Raw genomic sequence first — 19,372 nt, 5'->3', positions numbered from 1 at the left:
TACGGGATCGTCACTTTCGTGATCCCCGAGGTCTCCCGGATCTGATCACATACGTCCGCGAGCCTCCCTCCGCTATCCCATACGCCATGTCTTCGTAACCATTGGTTCAGACGGACTTGCGACGCTCAGCGAATGAAGCCCGCCGTGCCAGAGCCTTCGTCACCCCTTGAGGGGTTCGCGGGAAACGGGGTCGTCCAGCTCCCACCCGCGCGTTCCGACGCGCCTGTCACGGCCCGGGCGCGGAAGAATGGGGTCATGAGTCAGCAGAACGCCCAGGCAGCCGAGGTCCAGCACGCCCAGCCCTCCGTGGGCTCCATAGCCGCGCACCGCCCGCACACCGTGGCCGCCGTGGTCTCCGACCTGGAACCCGACATCGACGCCGACCTCGACACGTACGAGGAGTCGCAGGTCGACGGGGTCCAGCTGCCCCAGGGGCGCTTCCTGGACCGGGAGCGCAGCTGGCTCGCGTTCAACGAGCGGGTGCTGGAGCTCGCCGAGGACCCGAACACTCCGCTGCTGGAGCGGGCGAACTTCCTGGCGATCTTCGCGAGCAACCTGGACGAGTTCTTCATGGTCCGGGTGGCAGGGCTGAAGCGCCGTATCGCCACCGGCGTGGCCACCCGCTCCGCCTCCGGCCTGCAGCCGCGCGAGGTGCTGGAGATGATCTGGGCCCGCTCCCGCGAGCTGATGGCCCGGCACGCCGCCTGCTACCACGAGGACGTCGCCCCCGCGCTCGCGGAGGAGGGCATCCACCTGGTCCGCTGGGCCGAGCTGACCGAGAAGGAGCAGGCGCGGCTCTTCACGCTCTTCCGGCACCAGATCTTCCCGGTCCTGACCCCGCTGGCGGTCGACCCGGCGCACCCGTTCCCCTACATCTCCGGGCTCTCCCTGAACCTGGCCGTGGTCGTACGCAACCCGGTCAGCGGTCACAAGCACTTCGCCCGGGTCAAGGTGCCGCCGTCGCTGTCCCGCTTCCTGGAAAGCTCCGCCGGCCGGTACGTCCCGATCGAGGACGTCATCGCCGCCCATCTGGAGGAGCTGTTCCCGGGCATGGAGGTCGTGGAGCACCACGCCTTCCGCCTCACCCGGAACGAGGACCTGGAGGTCGAGGAGGACGACGCCGAGAACCTGCTCCAGGCCCTGGAGAAGGAGCTCATGCGGCGCCGCTTCGGGCCGCCGGTGCGCCTGGAGGTCGAGGAGTCCATCGACCGCGAGGTCCTCGACCTGCTGGTGCGCGAGCTGAAGATCTCCGAGGCGGAGGTCTACCCGCTGCCCGGCCCGCTCGACCTCACCGGTCTCTTCCGCATCCACGGTCTCGACCGCCCGGAGCTGAAGTACCGCAAGTTCATCGCGGGCACCCACCGCGACCTCGCCGAGGTCGAGTCGGCGTCCGCGCCCGACATCTTCGCGGCGCTGCGCGAGCGGGACGTGCTGCTGCACCACCCGTACGACAGCTTCTCCACCTCCGTGCAGGCCTTCGTCGAACAGGCCGCCGACGACCCCGACGTCCTCGCCATCAAGCAGACCCTGTACCGGACCTCCGGCGACTCCCCGATCGTCAACGCGCTCATCGACGCCGCCGAGGCCGGCAAGCAGGTCCTCGTCCTGGTCGAGATCAAGGCCCGCTTCGACGAGCACGCCAACATCAAGTGGGCGCGCAAGCTGGAAGAGGCCGGCTGCCACGTCGTCTACGGCCTGGTCGGCCTGAAGACCCACTGCAAGCTGTCCCTGGTGGTCCGCCAGGAGGGCGAGACGCTCCGCCGCTACAGCCACGTCGGCACCGGCAACTACCACCCGAAGACCGCGCGCCTGTACGAGGACCTCGGCCTGCTCACCGCCGACCCGCAGGTCGGCGCGGACCTCTCCGACCTGTTCAACCGCCTCTCCGGCTACTCCCGCCGGGAGACCTACCGCCGCCTGCTGGTGGCCCCCAAGTCGCTGCGCGACGGACTGATCGCGCGCATCGAGAAGGAAATACAGCACCACCGGGCCGGCCGGCCCGCGTTCGTCCGCATCAAGGCCAACTCGATGGTCGACGAAGCGATCATCGACGCCCTCTACCGCGCGTCCATGGCCGGCGTACCCGTCGACATCTGGGTGCGTGGCATCTGCGCGATCCGCCCCGGCGTCACGGGCCTCTCGGAGAACGTCAAGGTCCGCTCGATCCTCGGCCGCTTCCTGGAACACTCCCGGGTCTTCGCCTTCGGCAACGGCGGCGAGCCCGAGGTGTGGATCGGCAGCGCCGACATGATGCACCGCAATCTCGACCGCCGGATAGAAGCCCTGGTCCGGGTCACCGACCCGGCTCACAGAGCCACCCTCAACCGGCTCTTCGAAACCGGCATGTCCGACTCCACCTCCTCCTGGCACCTGGGCCCGGACGGCGAATGGACCCGGCACGCGACCGACGCGGACGGCCAGCCCCTGCGCAACATCCAGGAGATGCTCATAGACGCCCGGAGGCGCCGGCGTGGCACAGCAACACCTTGAACCGACGGACCCCACGGCCCGGGTCGTGACCGGGGAGGCCCTGGCGGGCTACCTGCGCGCCCAGGCCACGGAGTTCCTCCGCGCGCTGCGCCTGCACCGGGAGACCGGGACGGTGAGCGCGACGGAGGAGACCGTCGACGCGGCCCGCGCCCTGCGCCGCTCTGCCCGGCGCATCAGCGGCAGCCTGCACACCTTCCGCCCGCTCCTCGACTCCGACTGGTCCGAGGAGATCCGCCCCGAACTGGCCTGGCTGTCGGGCACGTTGGGCCTTGAGCACGCCTACGAGGCACGGCTGGAGCGCCTGTTGCTGGCGCTGCACCGCCTCTCCGGCTCAACGGCCCTTCCCAACCAGGCCACTTCGGAGGCGACGCCCGAGCGCGGCAACCTCACGGTGGGCGCGGCGAAGGCGGGCGCCCTGCTGGACCGCCAGCTCACCCTCGCCCGCACCCGGGCCCACTCCACGGCCCTCCAGGCGCTCGGCTCCTCCCGCTTCCACGCGGTCGCCGACAAGGTCGCGGTGCTGGCCAGCGAGGTCCCGCTGACGGCCGCGGCGCCCACCGCCGACCTGCGCCCGTCGGCGTCGGCGGCCGAGGAGCGCCTCACCGACGCCATCGCCGCGCTCCCGCTGGTCACCGCGGGCCACCCCTACAACGCGGAGGCCCTGGTCCACGGCCTGTCCCCGGACCCCGCCCCGCACCCCCAGGACGGCCCCTGGCACCAGGTCCGCCTCCTGCTGCGCCTGCACCGCTACGCCCGCGAGGTGCTGTGCGGCGAGGGCGCACCCGTGGACGTACGGCTGTTCGCGGCCGGCCAGGCCCTGAACCGCCACCGCGACGCCTCGGAAGCGGCCGCCGCGGCCGCGTCGGCGGCCCGCACCCCGCGCATCGCCCCCGCGACGGCCTACGCCCTCGGCGTTCTCCACGCCGACCAGCGGCACGAGGTGGAGGCGGCCCGGTTCGCGTTCCAGCAGGCGTGGCAGAAGCAGCGGGTGGAGGCCGTGTGAACGACACCCCGGTGCTGGCGGCGGGCTGCGTCCTGTGGCGCCGCTCGCCGGTCGGCGGCGACCTGGAGGTCTGTCTCGTCCACCGCCCCAAGTACGACGACTGGTCCCACCCGAAGGGCAAGCTCAAGCGCGGCGAGGACGCGGGCACGGCCGCGCTGCGCGAGGTGGCCGAGGAAACCGGCTACACCGCCACCCTCGGCAGCGAACTCTCCACCGCCCACTACTACGCCAACGGCCGTCCCAAGGACGTCCGTTACTGGGCCGGCGAAGCAGGAGAGGGCCACTTCACCCCGAACCACGAGGTGGACAGAATCCTGTGGCTGCGCCCACCGGAGGCCCGCCAACGCCTGACCCAGCCGAGAGACGCCGAACTGGTGGACGAACTACTGACCTCGCTGCACAACACTCAGTAGGGGCGCCGACTGAGGCGCCCCGACAGGGGCGCGGGGCTGTATCAATGTGCGGCTACCACCGCGTGAGCGCGACCAACGGCACATCACAGCCGACGCGAGAACAGCCGACCCAAAGGGGCGCGGGGAACTGCGCGACAAGCCCCCACCGGCCCGCAGCCACCGAACGACCGAACTCACCCTCCGGCCAAGTGCCCCTCCGCATCGGTGCGCGCAAGGCTTCTCGCTCTCCTGGCCGGTCCCCGCCACCCACACGTGCACCGGGCGAAACAGAACCGCCCCTGTTCAACCGTGCCCGCGTCATGTTCCGCCCCCTGCAGGGCCCGCCCGGAACCGCCCTCCTGCGCCACACCGACAACGTTACCCACGCTCGGTAAAGCACTGGTATGCGTGACGGCCCCTCCCACCCCTCGTTAAGCGGAACGACGGGAGGCCCGTGACGGACGTACCGGCTGGGGGTAGGCAGACGATGGATCGGCGGCAGCACTGGCGCGCTGGAAAGACGGCCGTCACCGTAGGGCTCGTGGTCGGCCTCGGCGCCTGCGCCACCGGCTGCGGCGGCGCCACGGCCGAGGGCGCCGGCGGCACCCCCGGCGACAACCCGGTCACCCTCCTGAAGCGCGCGGCGGACACCCTGCGCGCCACCCGCACCTCCAAGGCGACGACGTCGATGGAGATGGCCACCGGCGGCACCCGGGTGACCATCCGCGGCAAGGGCGTCTACGACTACGACAGGCAGTTCGGCAGGCTCACGGTCGTCCTCCCGCAGGACCCCGCCGGCGCCTCCGAGCACCGCCCGATCACCGAACTCCTCGCCCCGGGCGCGCTGTTCATGAAGAACCGGGGCGCCGGGGTGCCCGCAGACAAGTGGGTCCGCGTGGAGACCGCGACCCTCTCCGACGGCAACCTGGTCACCGGCGGCGCGACCGACCCCTTCGCGGCGGCCGAACTGCTGCGCGGCACGCGGACGGCGACGTACCTGGGCAAGACCGAGCTCGCCGGGACCGAGGTCCGGCACTACCGGGGCACCGCCGACCTCACGGCCGCCGCCCGCTCGGCGTCCGCCAGCAGCAGGGCCTCCCTGACGGCCGCGGCGAAAGGGTTCGCCACCGCCGAGGTCCCGTTCGACGTGTACCTCGACGACCAGGGCCGGATCCGGAAACTGCGGCAGCGGTTCAGCTTCGTCAACGACGGCGGCAAGGGCACCGTGGCGGTCGCCTCGACGACCCTGCTGTACGGTTTCGGCACGCCGGTCGACGTGAAGCTGCCACGTTCCGAGGACATCTACGCGGGCCGGATCGCCGAAAACCAGCCGACGCACTAGTCAGGGAACGGCTCTGTACAACCTGTGAACTAGCCCGTCCGTGCCATGCGCGTTGTGTTGACCGCTGCCTACTCTAGGAAGTCGGTGACGGCAGAGAAGAGGTGATGCACGTGGCTCCGGTCGGCGGTACGGCAGTTCAGGACCACGTGGCCCTCGCCGAGATCGAGCTGTGCGGAGAGCTGATCATCGCGGCGTCGGCCGCCGAGGACCGGCTCAGCCTGGAGAGCATCGACGAGGTGCTGCGCGTGGCCGAGGAGCGCGAGGTCCGCTGATTCCGGCCAGCACCGGCCGGCTCCGCTCAGGTCCGCAGCAGGCGGGCGATGGCCTGAGTGGCCTCCTCGACCTTCGCGTCGATCTCCGAGCCGCCCTTGACGGCCGCGTCGGCGACGCAGTGCCGCAGGTGCTCCTCCAGCAACTGCAGGGCGAAGGACTGCAGGGCCTTGGTGGAGGCGGAGACCTGGGTGAGTATGTCGATGCAGTAGGTGTCCTCGTCGACCATCCGCTGCAGACCCCGGATCTGGCCCTCGATCCGGCGCAGCCGTTTGAGATGCTCGTCCTTCTGCTTGTGGTAGCCGTGCGTGGTCGCCGGCGCTCCGCTTCCGGAGGGCTTCGTGGCGCCGGCCTCGGTGGTCGTCATCGCGTCCTCCGCATCGTCGAGACATATACCCCTAGTGGGTATATGGTAACGAACTTTGCTGGGTATAGGGCCCTCGGGACGCCCCCGTGCCGATCTCTCTGCCCGATGGGCGAAACTGGAGGGCGGCCCATTAGCCGTGGCCGGATGATGCGCTTAGCATCAGCCTGACCGAAACCCATGCATACCGAGGACCCCAAGTGCGCTTTCGTCTGACCCCCAGGGAGACGAGCTTCTACGACATGTTCGCCGCCTCCGCGGACAACATCGTCACGGGCTCGAAGCTCCTGATGGAACTGCTCGGGGCGGACGCGTCTGCCCGGGCCGAGATCGCAGAGCGTATGCGGGCAGCCGAACACGCAGGTGACGACGCCACGCACGCGATCTTCCACCAGCTGAACTCCTCGTTCATCACGCCCTTCGACCGCGAGGACATCTACACCCTCGCGTCCTCCCTCGACGACATCATGGACTTCATGGAGGAGGCCGTCGACCTGGTCGTCCTCTACAACGTCGAGGAGCTGCCCAAGGGCGTCGAGCAGCAGATCGAGGTGCTGGCGCGGGCCGCCGACCTGACGGCCGAGGCGATGCCCCACCTGCGCACGCTGGACAACCTCACCGAGTACTGGATCGAGGTGAACCGCCTGGAGAACCAGGCGGACCAGATCCACCGCAAGCTTCTCGCGCACCTCTTCAACGGCAAGTACGACGCGATCGAGGTGCTGAAGCTCAAGCAGATCGTGGACGTCCTGGAAGAGGCGGCGGACGCGTTCGAGCACGTGGCGAACACGGTGGAGACCATCGCCGTCAAGGAGTCCTGAACCGTCGATGGACACCTTCGCGCTCGTCGTGACCATCCTGGTCGCGCTCTTCTTCACGTACACGAACGGTTTCCACGACTCGGCGAACGCGATCGCCACGTCGGTCTCGACCCGGGCACTGACCCCGCGGGCGGCGCTCGCCATGGCCGCGGTGATGAACCTGGCCGGCGCGTTCTTCGGCACCGGGGTCGCCAAGACCGTCAGCGAGGGCCTGATCGAGACGCCCGAGGGCTCCAAGGGCATGGCCATCCTCTTCTCGGCGCTGGTCGGCGCGATCGTCTGGAACCTCGTCACCTGGTACTACGGCCTGCCCTCGTCCTCCTCCCACGCGCTGTTCGGCGGCCTGGTGGGCGCGGCGCTGGCCGGCGGCACGGAGGTCCTCTGGAACGGCGTCGTCGGCAAGGTCATCATCCCGATGTTCCTGTCGCCGATCGTCGGCCTGATCCTCGGTTACCTGGTCATGACGGCCATCATGTGGATCTTCCGCCGCGCCAACCCGCACAAGACGAAGCGCGGCTTCCGTATCGCCCAGACCGTCTCCGCGGCCGGTATGGCCCTCGGCCACGGTCTCCAGGACGCCCAGAAGACGATGGGCGTCGTCGTCATGGCACTGGTGATTTCCGGCCATGAGACGTACGGCGACGGGTTCCCGGTCTGGGTCAAGATCGTCTGTGCCGTGATGCTCTCCCTCGGCACCTACGCGGGCGGCTGGCGCATCATGCGCACCCTGGGCCGCAAGATCATCGAGCTGGACCCCCCGCAGGGCTTCGCGGCCGAGGCGACGGGCGCGTCGATCATGTTCACCACCGCGTACCTCTTCAAGGCGCCGATCTCCACCACCCACGTCATCACCTCGGCCATCATGGGCGTCGGCGCGACGAAGCGCGTGAACGCGGTCCGCTGGGGCGTGGCCAAGAACATCGTCCTGGGCTGGTTCATCACGATGCCGGCGGCGGCACTGGTGGCAGCGGCAGCATTCGGAATCGTGGACCTGGCGTTCCTGTAACCACTCGGCCCACCCGCCCACCCGACTCGCTCCGTAGAGAGGCGAGGTCGAACACCCTGTAAGAGGCGCGGGACAGCATTCGATGTGCGGCTGCCCGACGAGCCCCGTAAGGGGCGCGGGGAACTGCGCGGCCAGCCACGACGGTGGCGCACCGACCGACGACGGATCGCGGCACTCTCGGACCGTCATTCCGTTCAGTGTCGACTGCGGATGCGCTGTGGCTTGTCGCGCAGTTCCCCGCGCCCCCAGAAGACAGGGCGCTACACGCAGACGGGCCCGCCCCCGGGAGCCAGGGGCGGGCCCTTTTGCGTCCTCGCGGTGGCACCGCCATGCAGCACCGCGAGGGGTCAGGTCCGGCTCAGCCGAAGCGGCCGGAGATGTAGTCCTCGGTGGCCTGGACCGACGGGTTGGAGAAGATGCGCTCCGTGTCGTCGATCTCGATCAGCTTGCCGGGCTGGCCGACGGCGGCCAGGTTGAAGAACGCCGTGCGGTCGGAGACACGCGCCGCCTGCTGCATGTTGTGCGTCACGATGACGATCGTGAAGCGATCCTTCAGCTCACCGATCAGGTCCTCGATGGCGAGGGTGGAGATCGGGTCGAGGGCGGAGCAGGGCTCGTCCATGAGCAGCACGTTCGGCTCGACCGCGATCGCGCGGGCGATGCACAGACGCTGCTGCTGACCACCGGAGAGGCCGGAACCCGGCTTGTTCAGGCGGTCCTTGACCTCGTTCCAGAGGTTCGCGCCCTTGAGGGACTTCTCGACGATGTCGCCGAGCTCGCTCTTCCTGAAGTTGCCGTTCAGGCGCAGACCCGCCGCCACGTTGTCGAAGATCGACATCGTCGGGAACGGGTTGGGGCGCTGGAACACCATGCCGACCTCGCGGCGCACCGCCACCGGGTCGATGTTGGCGCCGTACAGGTTCTCGTCGTCGAGGAGGACCTTGCCCTCGACGCGGCCGCCGGGGGTGACCTCGTGCATGCGGTTGAGCGTGCGCAGGAACGTCGACTTGCCGCAGCCGGAGGGGCCGATGAACGCCGTGACGGTGCGCGGCTCGACGTTCATCGAGATGTCTTCGATGGCCTTGTGGGAGCCGTAGTAGGCGGTGAGCCCGCTTACGTCGATTCGCTTGGACATTACTTCTTCACTTCCAGAGAGTCGGTCGCTGTCGGCCGGTCAGCGACCGGTCTTGGGGGCCTTCCAGCGGGCGATGCCGCGGGCCACCAGGTTCAGGATCATCACGAAGGCGATCAGCGTGAGCGAGGCCGCCCAGGCACGGTCGTAGGCCGCGTTGGCACCGGCGCTGTCCGAGTACTGCTGGTAGATGAACAGCGGCAGCGAGGACTGCGCACCCTCGAACGGGTTGTTGTTGATGAACGGGTTGCCGAACACCAGCAGCAGCACCGGCGCGGTCTCACCCGCGATACGGGCAATGGCCAGCATGACACCGGTCGTGATACCGCCGATAGAAGTCGGCAGGACCACCTTCAGGATGGTGCGCCACTTGGGCACGCCGAGCGCCAGGGACGCCTCGCGCAGCTCGTTCGGGACGAGCTTGAGCATCTCCTCGGTGGAGCGCACGACCACCGGCATCATCAGGATGGCCAGGGCCAGCGAGCCGGCGAAGCCGAAGGGCTGCATGTCGAAGATCAGCATGAGGCTGAGGATGAACAGACCCGCGACGATCGACGGGATACCGGTCATCACGTCCACGAAGAAGGTGATGGCCTTCGCGAGGCGGCCGCGCCCGTACTCGACGAGGTAGACCGCGGTGAGGATGCCGATCGGCGCACCGATCAGGGTGGCGAGACCGACCTGCTCCAGGGAGCCGATGATGGCCGCGTAGGCACCACCGCCGGTGTCGGCGTTGGCGACGACGCCCATGGAGTGGCTGAGGAAGTAGGGGTCCAGGACCTTCACGCCGCGCGAGACGGTCACCCAGATCAGGGAGACCAGCGGGACCACGGCGATGACGAAGGCGACCCACACCAGGGAGGTCGCGACGCGGTCCTTGGCCTGTCGGCGGCCCTCGACCCGGGCGGCGACGACATAGGTGCCGAGGACGTAGAGGACGCCGGCGATCAGCCCCCACTGGACCTTGCTGTCCAGGCCGCCGACCAGGCCGATGGCCACGCCGAGGACGATGGCCCCGCCGACGATGGCGTAGGAGGACCACTTGGGGAGGGTGGCACCGCGCAGGGTGCTGGCTGCTGCGGTGCTCATGCGTTGGCCCCCGAGTACTCTGCGCGGCGCTGGATGATGATGCGGGCCGCGCCGTTGACCAGCAGGGTGATGACGAAGAGGACCAGACCGGAGGCGATCAGCGCGTCACGGCCGTCCGAGGTCGCCTCGCCGAACTTGCTGGCGATGTTCTGGGCGAAGGTGCCGCCGCCCGGGTTGAGCAGGCTGGCGTGGATGTCGAAGTCCGGGGAGAGCACGGTGGCGACGGCCATCGTCTCGCCGAGCGCACGGCCGAGGCCGAGCATCGAGGCGGAGATCACGCCGGAGCGCCCGAAGGGCAGCACCGCCATGCGGACGACCTCCCAGCGGGTGGCGCCGAGGGCCAGGGCGGCCTCTTCGTGCATCTGCGGGACCTGCCGGAAGACCTCGCGGCTCACGTTGGTGATGATCGGCAGGATCATGATCGCGAGCAGGATCGAGACCGTCAGGATCGAGCGCGGGGCGCCGCCGTCCCAGGAGAGGATCCCGGTCCAGCCGAAGTAGTCGTTCAGCCAGCTGAACAGGCCGGTCATGTGCGGTACGAGGATCAGCGCGCCCCACAGGCCGTACACGATGGACGGCACGGCGGCGAGCAGGTCGATCACGAAGGCGACCGGGCCGGCCATGCGGCGCGGCGCGTAGTGCGTGATGAACAGCGCGATCGCGACCGCGATCGGGACCGCGACGGCCATGGCGATGATCGAGGAGACGACCGTGCCGAAGGCCAGGACCGCGATGCCGAAGGTCGGCGGGATGAGGTTGGTGTTCCACTCGAAGGTGGTGAGGAAGTTGCCGTGGTCGCGGTTGATCGCGAGGGCGGCCCGGTAGGTGAGGAAGACCGCGATCGCGGCCATGATCACCAGGAGCAGGATGCCGGAACCACGGGAGAGCCCGAGGAAGACTCGGTCACCGACCCGGGTGGCACCGCGGGCGTTGCGCTTCTGCTCGGCCGCGGAGGGCTGTGGGGGGGTAGGGGGAGATGCGTCTGTCGTCTGCGTCGATATGTCCATCGGGTTCTCCGGTCTGCGGAGTCGCCTGGGGGGCGGCTCTGAGAAGCCGTACGTCCCGCGCGTAGGGGCGTACGGCTCCGGGCGGCGGTGCACCGGACGGTGCGGCCGGGCTCCTTCCGGAGCTCGGCCGCACACGCGGATCTTTAGCTCAGGCCCTCGACGGTGGTGCGGACCTTGGCGATGATCTCGTCGGGAACGGGGGCGTAGTCGATCGTGGAGAGGACCTTCTGGCCGTCCGCGCTCGCGATGTAGCGCAGGAACGCCTTGGTGGCGGGCAGCGTGTCGGCCTTGTTGCCCTTGTCGCAGACGATCTCGTAGGTGACCAGGCTGATCGGGTACGCGCCCTCGGCCTTGGTCTTGTAGTCGAGCTGGAGCGACAGGTCGCTGCCGGTGCCGACGACCTTGGCGGCCGCGATGTCGGCGGTGGCGGACTCGGTGGACGGGGCCACCGGCGCGCTGGCGCCCGTGTCGATGGAGGCGGCCTTGATGCCGTCCGAGACGTAGGAGAGCTCGAAGTAGCCGATGGCGCCGGAGGTCTGCTTGACCTGCTGGGCGACACCCGCGGACTGCGGAGCGGACTGGCCGCCCTTGGCCTGCCAGGCCTTGCCGCCGGAGTACTTCCAGTTGCTCGGGGTGGTGGCGATCAGGTACTTGGTGAGGTTGTCCGTCGTACCCGACTCGTCCGAGCGGTGGAACGCCTGGATCTTCAGGTTCGGGAGCTTGGCGGACGGGTTCAGCTTCTTGATCGCCGCGTCGTTCCAGTTGGTGATCTTGCTGTCGAAGATCTTGGCGAGGGTCGGCGCGTCCAGAACCAGGTTGTCGACACCCGGGACGTTGTAACCGATCGCGATCGCGCCGCCGACCATCGGGAGGTCGATGCCCTGGCCGCCGGAGCAGACCTTCTTGGAGGCGGTGACCTCTTCCGGCTTGAGCGCGGAGTCGGAACCGGCGAAGGCGACCTGGCCCTGCGTGAAGGCGGTCACACCGGCGCCGGAGCCGGAGCCCTTGTAGTTGATCTGCACACCACAGGCCTGGGAGAAGCTCTTCACCCAGGCGTCGATCGCGTTCTTCTGCGCGGAGGAGCCGTCGGCGAGCAGCTGGCCCTTGGCGTTGTCGCACTTGATGGAGCTGGCGTTGGCGGAGGCCGAAGACGTGCTCGAACCGCTGCTGCCACCGTTGTCGTCGGAGCCGCACGCCGTAAGGGCCAGGGCGCCGGAGACGGCGACAGCACCGAGAGACAGGGCGCGCAGCCGGTTCTTGCGCTGAAGCTTCACTTTCGGGGGTTCCTTCCAGAGGCGCCACCTTCGGCGGCGTGCGAAGTAGGTGGTGGGCGAGGGCCTCCTGCACTGCGCATTAACGACCGCTCACCGCACCCGGTACGGCCGAAATTAGGCAGAACAGGTGAAGCCGCCGATGGCCATAGGTAAACGCAGGGTGAACCCCTGCCGTCGACCCGGTTAGGTCACGGAATGCTCACGGTGAGGGCACATGCCGGTTCCAACGGACGGGTTACGCGAACATTTCTTCGCCGTTCGCCATCGCAGTCGTTACGACGTCACAGCGTTCGTTACACCGCACGGGAACCCGTGTGCGACAGACGCCGTCTCGTCCCACGAAAGCCGACGCGAAAGGCACGGGCATGGAACGGCGTACCTTCATATCTGGCGGGGCGGCCACCCTCGCGGCGACCGCACTGACGGGGTGCAGCTCCGGCGGCACTACCGCGTCCCACACGACCGGCACGCCACTCGCGACCACATCCTCTCGTACGGCGCTGAAGACCACCAGCGCAGCGGCCGCGGCCAACTGGACGGCCCTCGCCCACGCCCTGGACGGCACCCTGGTCCGCCCCGGCGAGGCCTCCTGGACGACGGCCCACCAGCTCTACAACACCCGCTTCGACGGCCTGAAACCGGCGGCGGTCGCGTACGTGGCCCACGCCGACGACATCCGCACGACGCTGTCGTACGCCCAGGCGCACGCGCTGAAGGTCTCGATCCGCAACGGCGGCCACTCCTACGCGGGCTACTCCTCCGGCGACGGCCGCCTGATAGTCGACGTCTCGAAACTGAACCGCATCCGCGTCAGCGGCGGCACCGCGGTGGTCGGCGCCGGCTCCAAACTGATCGACGTCTACCGGGCCCTGGCGGCCAAGGGCGTGACCATACCGGCGGGCTCCTGCCCCACCGTCGGCGTCTCCGGCCTGGTGATGGGCGGCGGCCACGGGGTCGCGTCCCGCGCATACGGCCTGACCTGCGACAGCCTCACGCAGGCGACGCTGATCACGGCGGACGGCACGCAGGTGGTCGCCAACGCGAGCACCAACAAGGACCTCTTCTGGGCGCTGCGCGGCGCCGGCAACGGCAACTTCGGTGTCGTCACGGAGTTGCAGTTCAGGACCCACCCGACCCCGCAGGGGGTGACGGCGTACCTGACCTGGCCGTGGTCGAAGGCGGCGCAGGTCCTGAAGGCCTGGCAGGAGTGGGGCCCGTCCCAGCCGGACGAGATCTGGTCCTCCCTGCACCTGGAGAACTCGGGCAGCGGCCCGCGCGTCTCGGTGGCCTGCTTCTCGATGGGCACGTACGGCGAGCTCCAGAACGCCGTGGACGCCCTCGCCCACAAGGCGGGCGCCAACGCCTCCTCCGTCTCCCTGCGCCGCCACGGCTACGAGGAGGCGATGGAGATATACGCCGGCTGCTCCTCCTTCTCCACCGAGCCCCAGTGCCACCTGCCCGGCTCCACCCCCGGCCGCTCCCCCCAGGGCAAGCTCGGCCGCGAGACGTACACGGCCCGCTCCGACTTCTTCGACCGCTCCCTGTCCGCGGCCGGTATCCAGACGGCCCTGAACCAGATCGCCTCGGTCCGGGGCGGGGCGGGCAGCATCGCGTTCACGGCGCTGGGCGGAGCGGTGAACCGGGTCTCGCCGACGGCGACGGCGTTCGTGCACCGCCGGTCGCGGATGCTGGCGCAGTACATCGTGTCGTGGGGGGCCGGGTCCTCCGGCAGCACGGGCCAGTCCTGGCTGAATGCGGCGCATGCCGCGATGAAGCCGTACGCCTCCGGCGCGGCCTACCAGAACTACACGGACCCGACGCTGACGGACTGGAAGAAGGCGTACTACGGCGACGCCGTGACGAAGCTGGGCTCGGTGAAGAAGCAGTACGACCCGAATCGCTTCTTCTCGTACGCGCAGGGGTTGTAAGGGCCGTCCGTTCGGCTGCGGGTGCGTGGGGGCTGATCGCGCAGTTCCTCCCCCAGCCTTCGGCCGGGGGTACCCCCAGCGCCCCTCACGGGGCGCTGCCCAGCCGCGTCCTACATACATAGCTGCGGGCGAGTGAAACCCCCCGGCCTCAGCCCCGCCTACGCCGCCAGGTCACGTTCCTCGGCTTCGACCGACGCCCGGCCCCCCGGCACCAGACCCACCGCCGCCGACCGGCCCCGCACGATCCACCCCACCCGCGGCGACCCCTCCACCGCCTTCATCAGCGGCGTCAGCACAGCCGTAGCCAGCGGGGAAAGGAGAAGGACGACCGCGGTGCCCAGCGCGAAGCCGCCCACGACGTCCGTCGGATAGTGCACCCCCATGTACACCCGGCAGAACCCCTCCGCCAGCGCCAGCCCTATCCCCGCCAGCCCGAACCTCCGGTTGGCGACGAACAGCCCGACCCCCAGCGCCATGGTGATCGTCGCGTGGTCGCTCACGAAGGAGTAGTCGGTCTTGCCGGAGATCAGGACGTCGAGCCCCTGGTGGGTGAGGAACGGCCGGGGGCGCTCGACGAAGCCGCGGATGGGAACGTTCACGAGGACGGCGATGGCGGCGGCGAGCGGCGCCCACACCAGCGCGGCCATCGTGGACGCGGCGTCCTCGGCCCCCCGGCGCCGCACGGACCACCAGCACCACACCACCAGCAGCACCATCGCGACCAGCAGCCCGTACTCCCCGACGAACTCCATGGCCCGGTCGAACCAGTGCGGCGCGTCCTTGGCCAGGCCGTTGATGTCGTAGAGCAGGTCGACGTCGGGGTTCGATCCGGATTCGGCGATTACAGCCATCGCGCTGCGGCCCCTTCGTCGTCTTTCCGGGACGCACTTCTGTGCGTCGCTCGCTGCCACCCCCGTGGTCGGCTACGTCAACAGGAACGCACGGCCCACACCACTACGTTCCAGGTTCCACCGAATGATCACGCAGACGTTATCGAAGAGAGACACAAAGCCCCAGCTCAGGGGGTGGGTTATACGCTCCGTTCACACCGTCGTGGGGAGCGCTTTCGCGCCATCCTCGGTGACGCGGGTGGCCCCGAAGTAGTCGGCCGAGTCGATGGGGTCGAAACGGATCACGGCCCCGGTGTAGGGCGCGTCGATCATGTAGCCGCCGCCGACATAGATCCCCACGTGGTGGATGGCGCGGGAGTTCGAGAGGTCGGTGGAGAAGAAGACGAGATCCCCGGGGAGCAGTTCGCTGCGCGAGGGATGCGGTCCCGCGTTGTACTGGTCGTTGGCGACCCGGGGCAGCGTGATCCCGACACTGGCGTACGACGCCTTGGTCAGCCCGGAGCAGTCGAAGCGGCCGCCGTCCGCGGCGGTGCCGTTGCCGCCCCAGAGATAGGGGGTGCCGAGCTTCTTCTGGGCGTAGTTGATGGCCCCGGCGGCCTGCTTGGTCGGGGAGAGCCGGCTGACGGGCGCGGCGAAGCTCTCCTCCAGGGTGGTGATCGTCTTGACGTAGTTCTGGGTCTCCTTGTAGGGCGGCACACCCTTGTACTTGATGACCGCGTACGCCCCCGCGTTGTAGGCGGCGAGCATGTTGTCGGAGACGTTGCCGGGCACGTCCTTCACATAGGACGCGAGCTGGCAGTCGTAGGAGGCGGCCGACGGAATCGCGTCGTTCGGGTCCCAGACGTCGCGGACCCCGTCCCCGTTCCCGTCGATGCCGTGGGTGGCCCAGGTCCCCGGGATGAACTGAGCTATCCCCTGCGCGGCCGCCGCGCTCTGCGCCTTCGGGTTGAACCCGCTCTCCTGGTAGAGCTGTGCGGCGAGCAGGGCGGGGTTGATGGCGGAGCAGAGGTTGCCCCACCTCTGCACGAGCGTCTGGTACGCGGCCGGTACGGCGCCCTTGGCCAGGGTCTTGCCGGCGCCGTCGACCCCGTTGAGAAGGTTCCCGGCGACGACGTACACGCCGATGACGAGCAGCATGACGAAGCTCACCCCGAGCGCGGTCGCCGCGCCACCGATCACCCATACTTTCCGCACGCCCCAACCCTCCCCCATGTCAGGGCTGCTCTACGCCATTTAGGCCGAGAGTGGCGCTATTTCACAGGAAGACGGCGCACATGACGCCGTCTCAGCCCGTCGCCCCGGCCCGCCGCCTCAGCCGCCGGTGGCGTCCTTGTACAACTCGGCGGCCTCGGTCCCGAGCACGACGCTGTAGGACGTGTCGGCGGTGACGCCCCCCTGCTCGTGCCCGCCCAGCACCCCGACCACCTCGTGGTCCCCGTTCACCCAGGGGCTCCCGCTGGTGCCTCCGGTGAACTCGGGGCAGTCGATGCGCTGTTGGGTGGCGCTGTGGGCGACGGGCTTGTTGGTGCAGCTGATGGGCACCTCACGGGAGTTGGGGTACCCGGTGACGGTGACGGCGGTGGCGCCGGTGGCCACCCCGGCCGCGAACCGATTGCTCCCGGTCACGGCCTCGACCCGCCTGCCGTCCAGTTCGTCGACGGCGGCGAAGGCGATGTCGCTGTCCTCGTCCTGCCCGTGGGCCCACCCGTCCGGCAGATACTGCTTCCCCACCTTCCACACCCCGTACGGCGCCTGCCCGTCCCGGTATCCCGGCACGAACACCAGCCCCGCGGCGTCCCCCTCCCCGTCGATGCAGTGCGCGGCGCTGACGATCAGGTCCCGCTGCGGGCTGTGTACGACGGAGGCGGTGCAGAAGTGGTTGCCGGACAGGCTCCCGGCCTTGTCGGCAGTGAACAGCGCCCCGACTCTCGCGCTGTCCGCCGTGGCCCCGACCACCGCGGTCACCCCGAACGGCCCCGCCGCCTCATCGGCGGCCGCGACGGAGGCCGAGGTGGCGGCCAGCACGACGACGACACAGAGCGCGACGCGGCGCGAGGTGGCAAAGATGCGTGAGGTGCGCTTCATCAGCGCCTACTGTCCCCCACAAAGGTGAGAAACGGTTCCCGACTTCACTGATTTTTTTCCGGGAACCGCTCTTGCGGCCGACCGGCCTCGCCGTACACCGGAAACCCGTCGGTGGCGACTTCGATCCCCAAGGGCTCGGGCAACGGCACGCTCTCGCCGTACTTCCCCGGCAGCACATCCTGGTAGGCGCCGTTGTCGGGGCGGGTGTGCAGCGCCCAGGTTCCCTTTCGCGGGTCGACGACGAGGAGCACGGGCACCCGGGCGACGGCGTACCAGTCGGCCTTGTCGCGGATCTCCCTGGACTTCTCGGAGGCGGAGATGACCTCGACGGCGAGCGCGGTGTCCTCGGGGGCGGCGAGCCAGTCGTCGTCGTCCTCCCAGTCCGTGGGCAGCACGATCAGATCAGGCGTCACGTAGTCGTCGGGATCTTCGGGGAGGGCGATCGAGGACACCTCGTACACATCGAGCCCCGCAGGCAGATCCGCCCCCTCCAACTGGCGCCGTAGCTTCCTCACCACTCCCGCGTGCTTCCCACGCGGGGTCGGGGACATCACGAGCTTTCCTCCCACGATCTGCACCCGCAGACCCGTCGCTTCCTCGATCTTCTCGGCGACTTCGCGCAGATTTCCGGGTAGGGGACGCAGACCGTTCTGAGCGCCCGATGACGCGGACATGGCTCGCCGCCTCCGTTCCGCCTCGGCTGCACGAGCGGGCTCATGGGGAGGACCGACGCCCCGCTCGGTTTCGAATCCACCGTACTGGCCGACTTCCGCGCACGCAGCCTGCCCACGCCTCGGATCCGCCTTGACCACAGCCATCACTCCCTCACGCTCCGATCCGCCACGATTACGCTAAGTCATCGGACTGACGCTCGGCCCACAGCAGCTTCCCGTCCCTCGCGGCTCCCGGCTCGCGCAGCACGGAGACGCCCCACGACTCGGCGCACGCCTGTACGAGATACAGCCCGCGCCCGCTTTCGGCGTCCCCGCCGACGGGACCGGCCCCGGGCGCGAACCCCGGCGGCACCCGCGGATCCGAGTCCCACACGGCGACCCGCAGCCGCCCTTCCTCGCTCTGACGGAGCCGCAGGGCGTAGGGGCCGGCGGTGTGCAGATGGGCGTTGGCGAGGAGCTCGGCGGCGACCAGTTCGGCGGTGGGAGTCAGAGCCGAGAGGTCGTGAGCGGCGAGGACGGTACGGAGAGTTGCACGGGCGATCCCCGGTGCGCGTGGATCGTGCGGGAGTTGGAGGGTGTAGGACCAGGGCGCGGCTACGGTGGTCATGAAAGTCTCCGATCACTGGGGGAGTTGACTGGCGACCCAGTGGCCTGCCGTCCCGTCGGGCGGTGCGCTTCTGGGCGGAGGGCCCAGTTGTAAGGTAGCGGCAGGCAGTTAAGTTCTTCACCGATACGCAGGAATTCTCTTCACTGCAACCCGTGTGAGTGACGGCAAGGAGGCGGCAGCCCCGTGAGGAATCCAACGGGTCGCCAACTACGTTTCGGCGTTGAGCTGCGGAAACTGCGGGAGCGCGCGGGCTTGAGCTCCACCGAGGCCGGTCAACTCCTCGGCATCAAGCAGGCTCAGGTCAGCAACATGGAAGCCGGTCGCGTAGGCGTGAGTCCTGAGCGGGTGCGCACGATCGGCGGCCACTACGACTGTCCCGACAAGCCGCTGATCGACGCGCTCAGCGAGATGACCGCCGAGCGTACGCGCGGCTGGTGGGAGCAGTACCGCGATCTCGTGTCCGGCTCACTCCTCGACCTGGCCGAACTGGAGTATCACGCCTGCTCGTTGCGCGACTCGACCACCGCCCGCATCCCGGGCCTGCTCCAGACGCGCGAGTACGCACTTGAGATCTTCCGCCAGGCGGTCACCGAGCTTCCACCGCCCGACGTCGAGTACCGCCTGTCCTTCCGCATCAAACGGCAGGCGATCCTCTACCGCGCGACCACTCCGACCCCCTACGAGGCGATCACCCACGAGGCCGCCCTGCGCATGAGGGTCGGCGGCCCCACAGTCGCCCGAGCCCAGCTTCAGCATCTGCTCGACATGAGCGAGCGGAATCACATCACCGTCCGCGCCATCACGTTCGAGGCCGGCGCCTACCCGGGATCCGGGCAGTCGATCCACTACGCGCACGGCCCGGTACCGCAACTCGACACGGTCTACCTCGATCAGGCCCACGGCCTCGCGTTCCTCGACGCCGAGGCCCAACTGCACAAGTACCGCGTGCTGTTCGACCGGCTCGACGCCGTTGCACTCACCCCGGAGAAGACCAGAGACCTCATCCACACCGTGATGCGAGAGCTGTGAAGGGAACG

Annotated in this window: 19 protein-coding genes; 9 read left to right on the top strand and 10 right to left on the bottom strand. The window is 69.1% G+C overall.

Annotated elements, in window-relative coordinates:
- Positions 1–132: 132 nt before the first annotated feature.
- The 5 genes from KVT45_RS10455 to KVT45_RS10435 all read left to right on the top strand — a co-directional run bounded on the left by KVT45_RS10455 (position 133) and on the right by KVT45_RS10435 (position 5,499).
- On the top strand, positions 133–2,490 hold the full coding sequence (locus KVT45_RS10455; RefSeq protein ID WP_217546252.1) for an RNA degradosome polyphosphate kinase: 2,358 nt from the start codon (positions 133–135) through the stop codon (positions 2,488–2,490).
- The gene (locus KVT45_RS10450; protein WP_217546251.1) at positions 2,471–3,493 is read left to right on the top strand and encodes a CHAD domain-containing protein; all 1,023 of its coding nucleotides are present in this window, start codon (positions 2,471–2,473) and stop codon (positions 3,491–3,493) included. Before KVT45_RS10455 ends, KVT45_RS10450 begins: the two co-directional genes overlap by 20 nt.
- The gene (locus tag KVT45_RS10445; protein ID WP_217546249.1) at positions 3,490–3,906 is read left to right on the top strand and encodes an NUDIX hydrolase; all 417 of its coding nucleotides are present in this window, start codon (positions 3,490–3,492) and stop codon (positions 3,904–3,906) included. Before KVT45_RS10450 ends, KVT45_RS10445 begins: the two co-directional genes overlap by 4 nt.
- A gap of 466 nt (positions 3,907–4,372) precedes the next feature.
- Complete coding sequence (locus KVT45_RS10440) at positions 4,373–5,227, top strand: hypothetical protein (RefSeq protein WP_217546247.1); 855 nt, start codon at positions 4,373–4,375, stop codon at positions 5,225–5,227.
- A 104-nt stretch (positions 5,228–5,331) separates the two neighbouring features.
- The gene (locus KVT45_RS10435; protein WP_167449949.1) at positions 5,332–5,499 is read left to right on the top strand and encodes a hypothetical protein; all 168 of its coding nucleotides are present in this window, start codon (positions 5,332–5,334) and stop codon (positions 5,497–5,499) included.
- Between the two features lie 26 nt (positions 5,500–5,525).
- Here KVT45_RS10435 and KVT45_RS10430 read toward each other — a convergent pair whose 3' ends face one another.
- Positions 5,526–5,864, bottom strand: a complete 339-nt coding sequence (locus tag KVT45_RS10430) for a metal-sensitive transcriptional regulator (RefSeq protein WP_217546246.1) — start codon at positions 5,862–5,864, stop codon at positions 5,526–5,528.
- Positions 5,865–6,061: 197 nt separating this feature from the next.
- Here KVT45_RS10430 and KVT45_RS10425 point away from each other — a divergent pair, with 197 nt between their 5' ends.
- A complete protein-coding gene (locus KVT45_RS10425; protein ID WP_132892118.1) occupies positions 6,062–6,682 on the top strand; it encodes a DUF47 domain-containing protein in 621 nt (206 codons plus the stop codon).
- A gap of 7 nt (positions 6,683–6,689) precedes the next feature.
- Positions 6,690–7,688: an inorganic phosphate transporter gene (locus KVT45_RS10420; protein ID WP_089101703.1), complete on the top strand. Its 999-nt coding sequence runs from the start codon at positions 6,690–6,692 to the stop codon at positions 7,686–7,688.
- Between the two features lie 358 nt (positions 7,689–8,046).
- Here the strand turns inward: KVT45_RS10420 and pstB are convergent, their stop codons facing one another.
- The 4 genes from pstB to pstS form a co-directional block, all read right to left on the bottom strand.
- Positions 8,047–8,823 carry a phosphate ABC transporter ATP-binding protein PstB gene (gene pstB / locus KVT45_RS10415; RefSeq protein ID WP_217546244.1) on the bottom strand — a complete coding sequence of 259 codons (777 nt, stop codon included), beginning with the start codon at positions 8,821–8,823 and terminating at the stop codon, positions 8,047–8,049.
- A gap of 39 nt (positions 8,824–8,862) precedes the next feature.
- Positions 8,863–9,909 carry a phosphate ABC transporter permease PstA gene (gene pstA / locus KVT45_RS10410; RefSeq protein WP_217546242.1) on the bottom strand — a complete coding sequence of 349 codons (1,047 nt, stop codon included), beginning with the start codon at positions 9,907–9,909 and terminating at the stop codon, positions 8,863–8,865.
- The gene (gene pstC, locus KVT45_RS10405; protein ID WP_217546241.1) at positions 9,906–10,916 is read right to left on the bottom strand and encodes a phosphate ABC transporter permease subunit PstC; all 1,011 of its coding nucleotides are present in this window, start codon (positions 10,914–10,916) and stop codon (positions 9,906–9,908) included. Before pstC ends, pstA begins: the two co-directional genes overlap by 4 nt.
- Positions 10,917–11,059: 143 nt before the next feature.
- Positions 11,060–12,190, bottom strand: a complete 1,131-nt coding sequence (gene pstS, locus KVT45_RS10400) for a phosphate ABC transporter substrate-binding protein PstS (protein WP_217546239.1) — start codon at positions 12,188–12,190, stop codon at positions 11,060–11,062.
- Between the two features lie 365 nt (positions 12,191–12,555).
- Here pstS and KVT45_RS10395 point away from each other — a divergent pair, with 365 nt between their 5' ends.
- Complete coding sequence (locus tag KVT45_RS10395) at positions 12,556–14,118, top strand: FAD-binding oxidoreductase (protein WP_217546237.1); 1,563 nt, start codon at positions 12,556–12,558, stop codon at positions 14,116–14,118.
- Between the two features lie 158 nt (positions 14,119–14,276).
- Here KVT45_RS10395 and KVT45_RS10390 read toward each other — a convergent pair whose 3' ends face one another.
- The 5 genes from KVT45_RS10390 to KVT45_RS10370 form a co-directional block, all read right to left on the bottom strand.
- Positions 14,277–14,969: a phosphatase PAP2 family protein gene (locus KVT45_RS10390; protein WP_217546236.1), complete on the bottom strand. Its 693-nt coding sequence runs from the start codon at positions 14,967–14,969 to the stop codon at positions 14,277–14,279.
- 192 nt (positions 14,970–15,161) lie between these two features.
- Complete coding sequence (locus tag KVT45_RS10385; protein ID WP_217546234.1) at positions 15,162–16,181, bottom strand: bifunctional lytic transglycosylase/C40 family peptidase; 1,020 nt, start codon at positions 16,179–16,181, stop codon at positions 15,162–15,164.
- A gap of 99 nt (positions 16,182–16,280) precedes the next feature.
- Complete coding sequence (locus KVT45_RS10380) at positions 16,281–17,054, bottom strand: serine protease (protein WP_217546233.1); 774 nt, start codon at positions 17,052–17,054, stop codon at positions 16,281–16,283.
- A gap of 44 nt (positions 17,055–17,098) precedes the next feature.
- Positions 17,099–17,728 (bottom strand): Uma2 family endonuclease, encoded by a 630-nt coding sequence (locus tag KVT45_RS10375; RefSeq protein WP_217546231.1) that lies wholly within the window; start codon positions 17,726–17,728, stop codon positions 17,099–17,101.
- A gap of 172 nt (positions 17,729–17,900) precedes the next feature.
- Positions 17,901–18,335, bottom strand: coding sequence for an ATP-binding protein (locus tag KVT45_RS10370; RefSeq protein WP_217546229.1), 435 nt, complete (start codon positions 18,333–18,335; stop codon positions 17,901–17,903).
- Positions 18,336–18,518: 183 nt separating this feature from the next.
- On the opposite strand from KVT45_RS10370, the gene KVT45_RS10365 reads away from it, so the two are divergent.
- Entirely contained in the window at positions 18,519–19,364 is an 846-nt protein-coding gene (locus tag KVT45_RS10365) for a helix-turn-helix transcriptional regulator (RefSeq protein ID WP_217546228.1), read from the top strand.
- Positions 19,365–19,372: the final 8 nt, after the last annotated feature.

The sequence above is a fragment of the Streptomyces sp. GbtcB6 genome (assembly GCF_019091475.1).
Taxonomy (GTDB): domain Bacteria; phylum Actinomycetota; class Actinomycetes; order Streptomycetales; family Streptomycetaceae; genus Streptomyces; species Streptomyces hyaluromycini.
This window is presented reverse-complemented; position numbering and strand designations above follow the sequence as displayed.

Bases quoted from the DNA above. Each gene is read 5' to 3' on its own strand.
- KVT45_RS10370 (WP_217546229.1), bottom strand. From the start codon at position 18,335: ATGACCACCGTAGCCGCGCCCTGGTCCTACACCCTCCAACTCCCGCAC.
- KVT45_RS10375 (WP_217546231.1), bottom strand. From the start codon at position 17,728: ATGTCCGCGTCATCGGGCGCTCAGAACGGTCTGCGTCCCCTACCCGGA.
- KVT45_RS10435 (WP_167449949.1), top strand. From the start codon at position 5,332: ATGCACGTGGCTCCGGTCGGCGGTACGGCAGTTCAGGACCACGTGGCC.
- pstC (WP_217546241.1), bottom strand. From the start codon at position 10,916: ATGGACATATCGACGCAGACGACAGACGCATCTCCCCCTACCCCCCCA.
- KVT45_RS10420 (WP_089101703.1), top strand. From the start codon at position 6,690: ATGGACACCTTCGCGCTCGTCGTGACCATCCTGGTCGCGCTCTTCTTC.
- KVT45_RS10455 (WP_217546252.1), top strand. From the start codon at position 133: ATGAAGCCCGCCGTGCCAGAGCCTTCGTCACCCCTTGAGGGGTTCGCG.
- pstA (WP_217546242.1), bottom strand. From the start codon at position 9,909: ATGAGCACCGCAGCAGCCAGCACCCTGCGCGGTGCCACCCTCCCCAAG.
- KVT45_RS10395 (WP_217546237.1), top strand. From the start codon at position 12,556: ATGGAACGGCGTACCTTCATATCTGGCGGGGCGGCCACCCTCGCGGCG.
- KVT45_RS10385 (WP_217546234.1), bottom strand. From the start codon at position 16,181: ATGGGGGAGGGTTGGGGCGTGCGGAAAGTATGGGTGATCGGTGGCGCG.
- KVT45_RS10430 (WP_217546246.1), bottom strand. From the start codon at position 5,864: ATGACGACCACCGAGGCCGGCGCCACGAAGCCCTCCGGAAGCGGAGCG.
- KVT45_RS10380 (WP_217546233.1), bottom strand. From the start codon at position 17,054: ATGAAGCGCACCTCACGCATCTTTGCCACCTCGCGCCGCGTCGCGCTC.
- KVT45_RS10440 (WP_217546247.1), top strand. From the start codon at position 4,373: ATGGATCGGCGGCAGCACTGGCGCGCTGGAAAGACGGCCGTCACCGTA.
- pstB (WP_217546244.1), bottom strand. From the start codon at position 8,823: ATGTCCAAGCGAATCGACGTAAGCGGGCTCACCGCCTACTACGGCTCC.
- KVT45_RS10390 (WP_217546236.1), bottom strand. From the start codon at position 14,969: ATGGCTGTAATCGCCGAATCCGGATCGAACCCCGACGTCGACCTGCTC.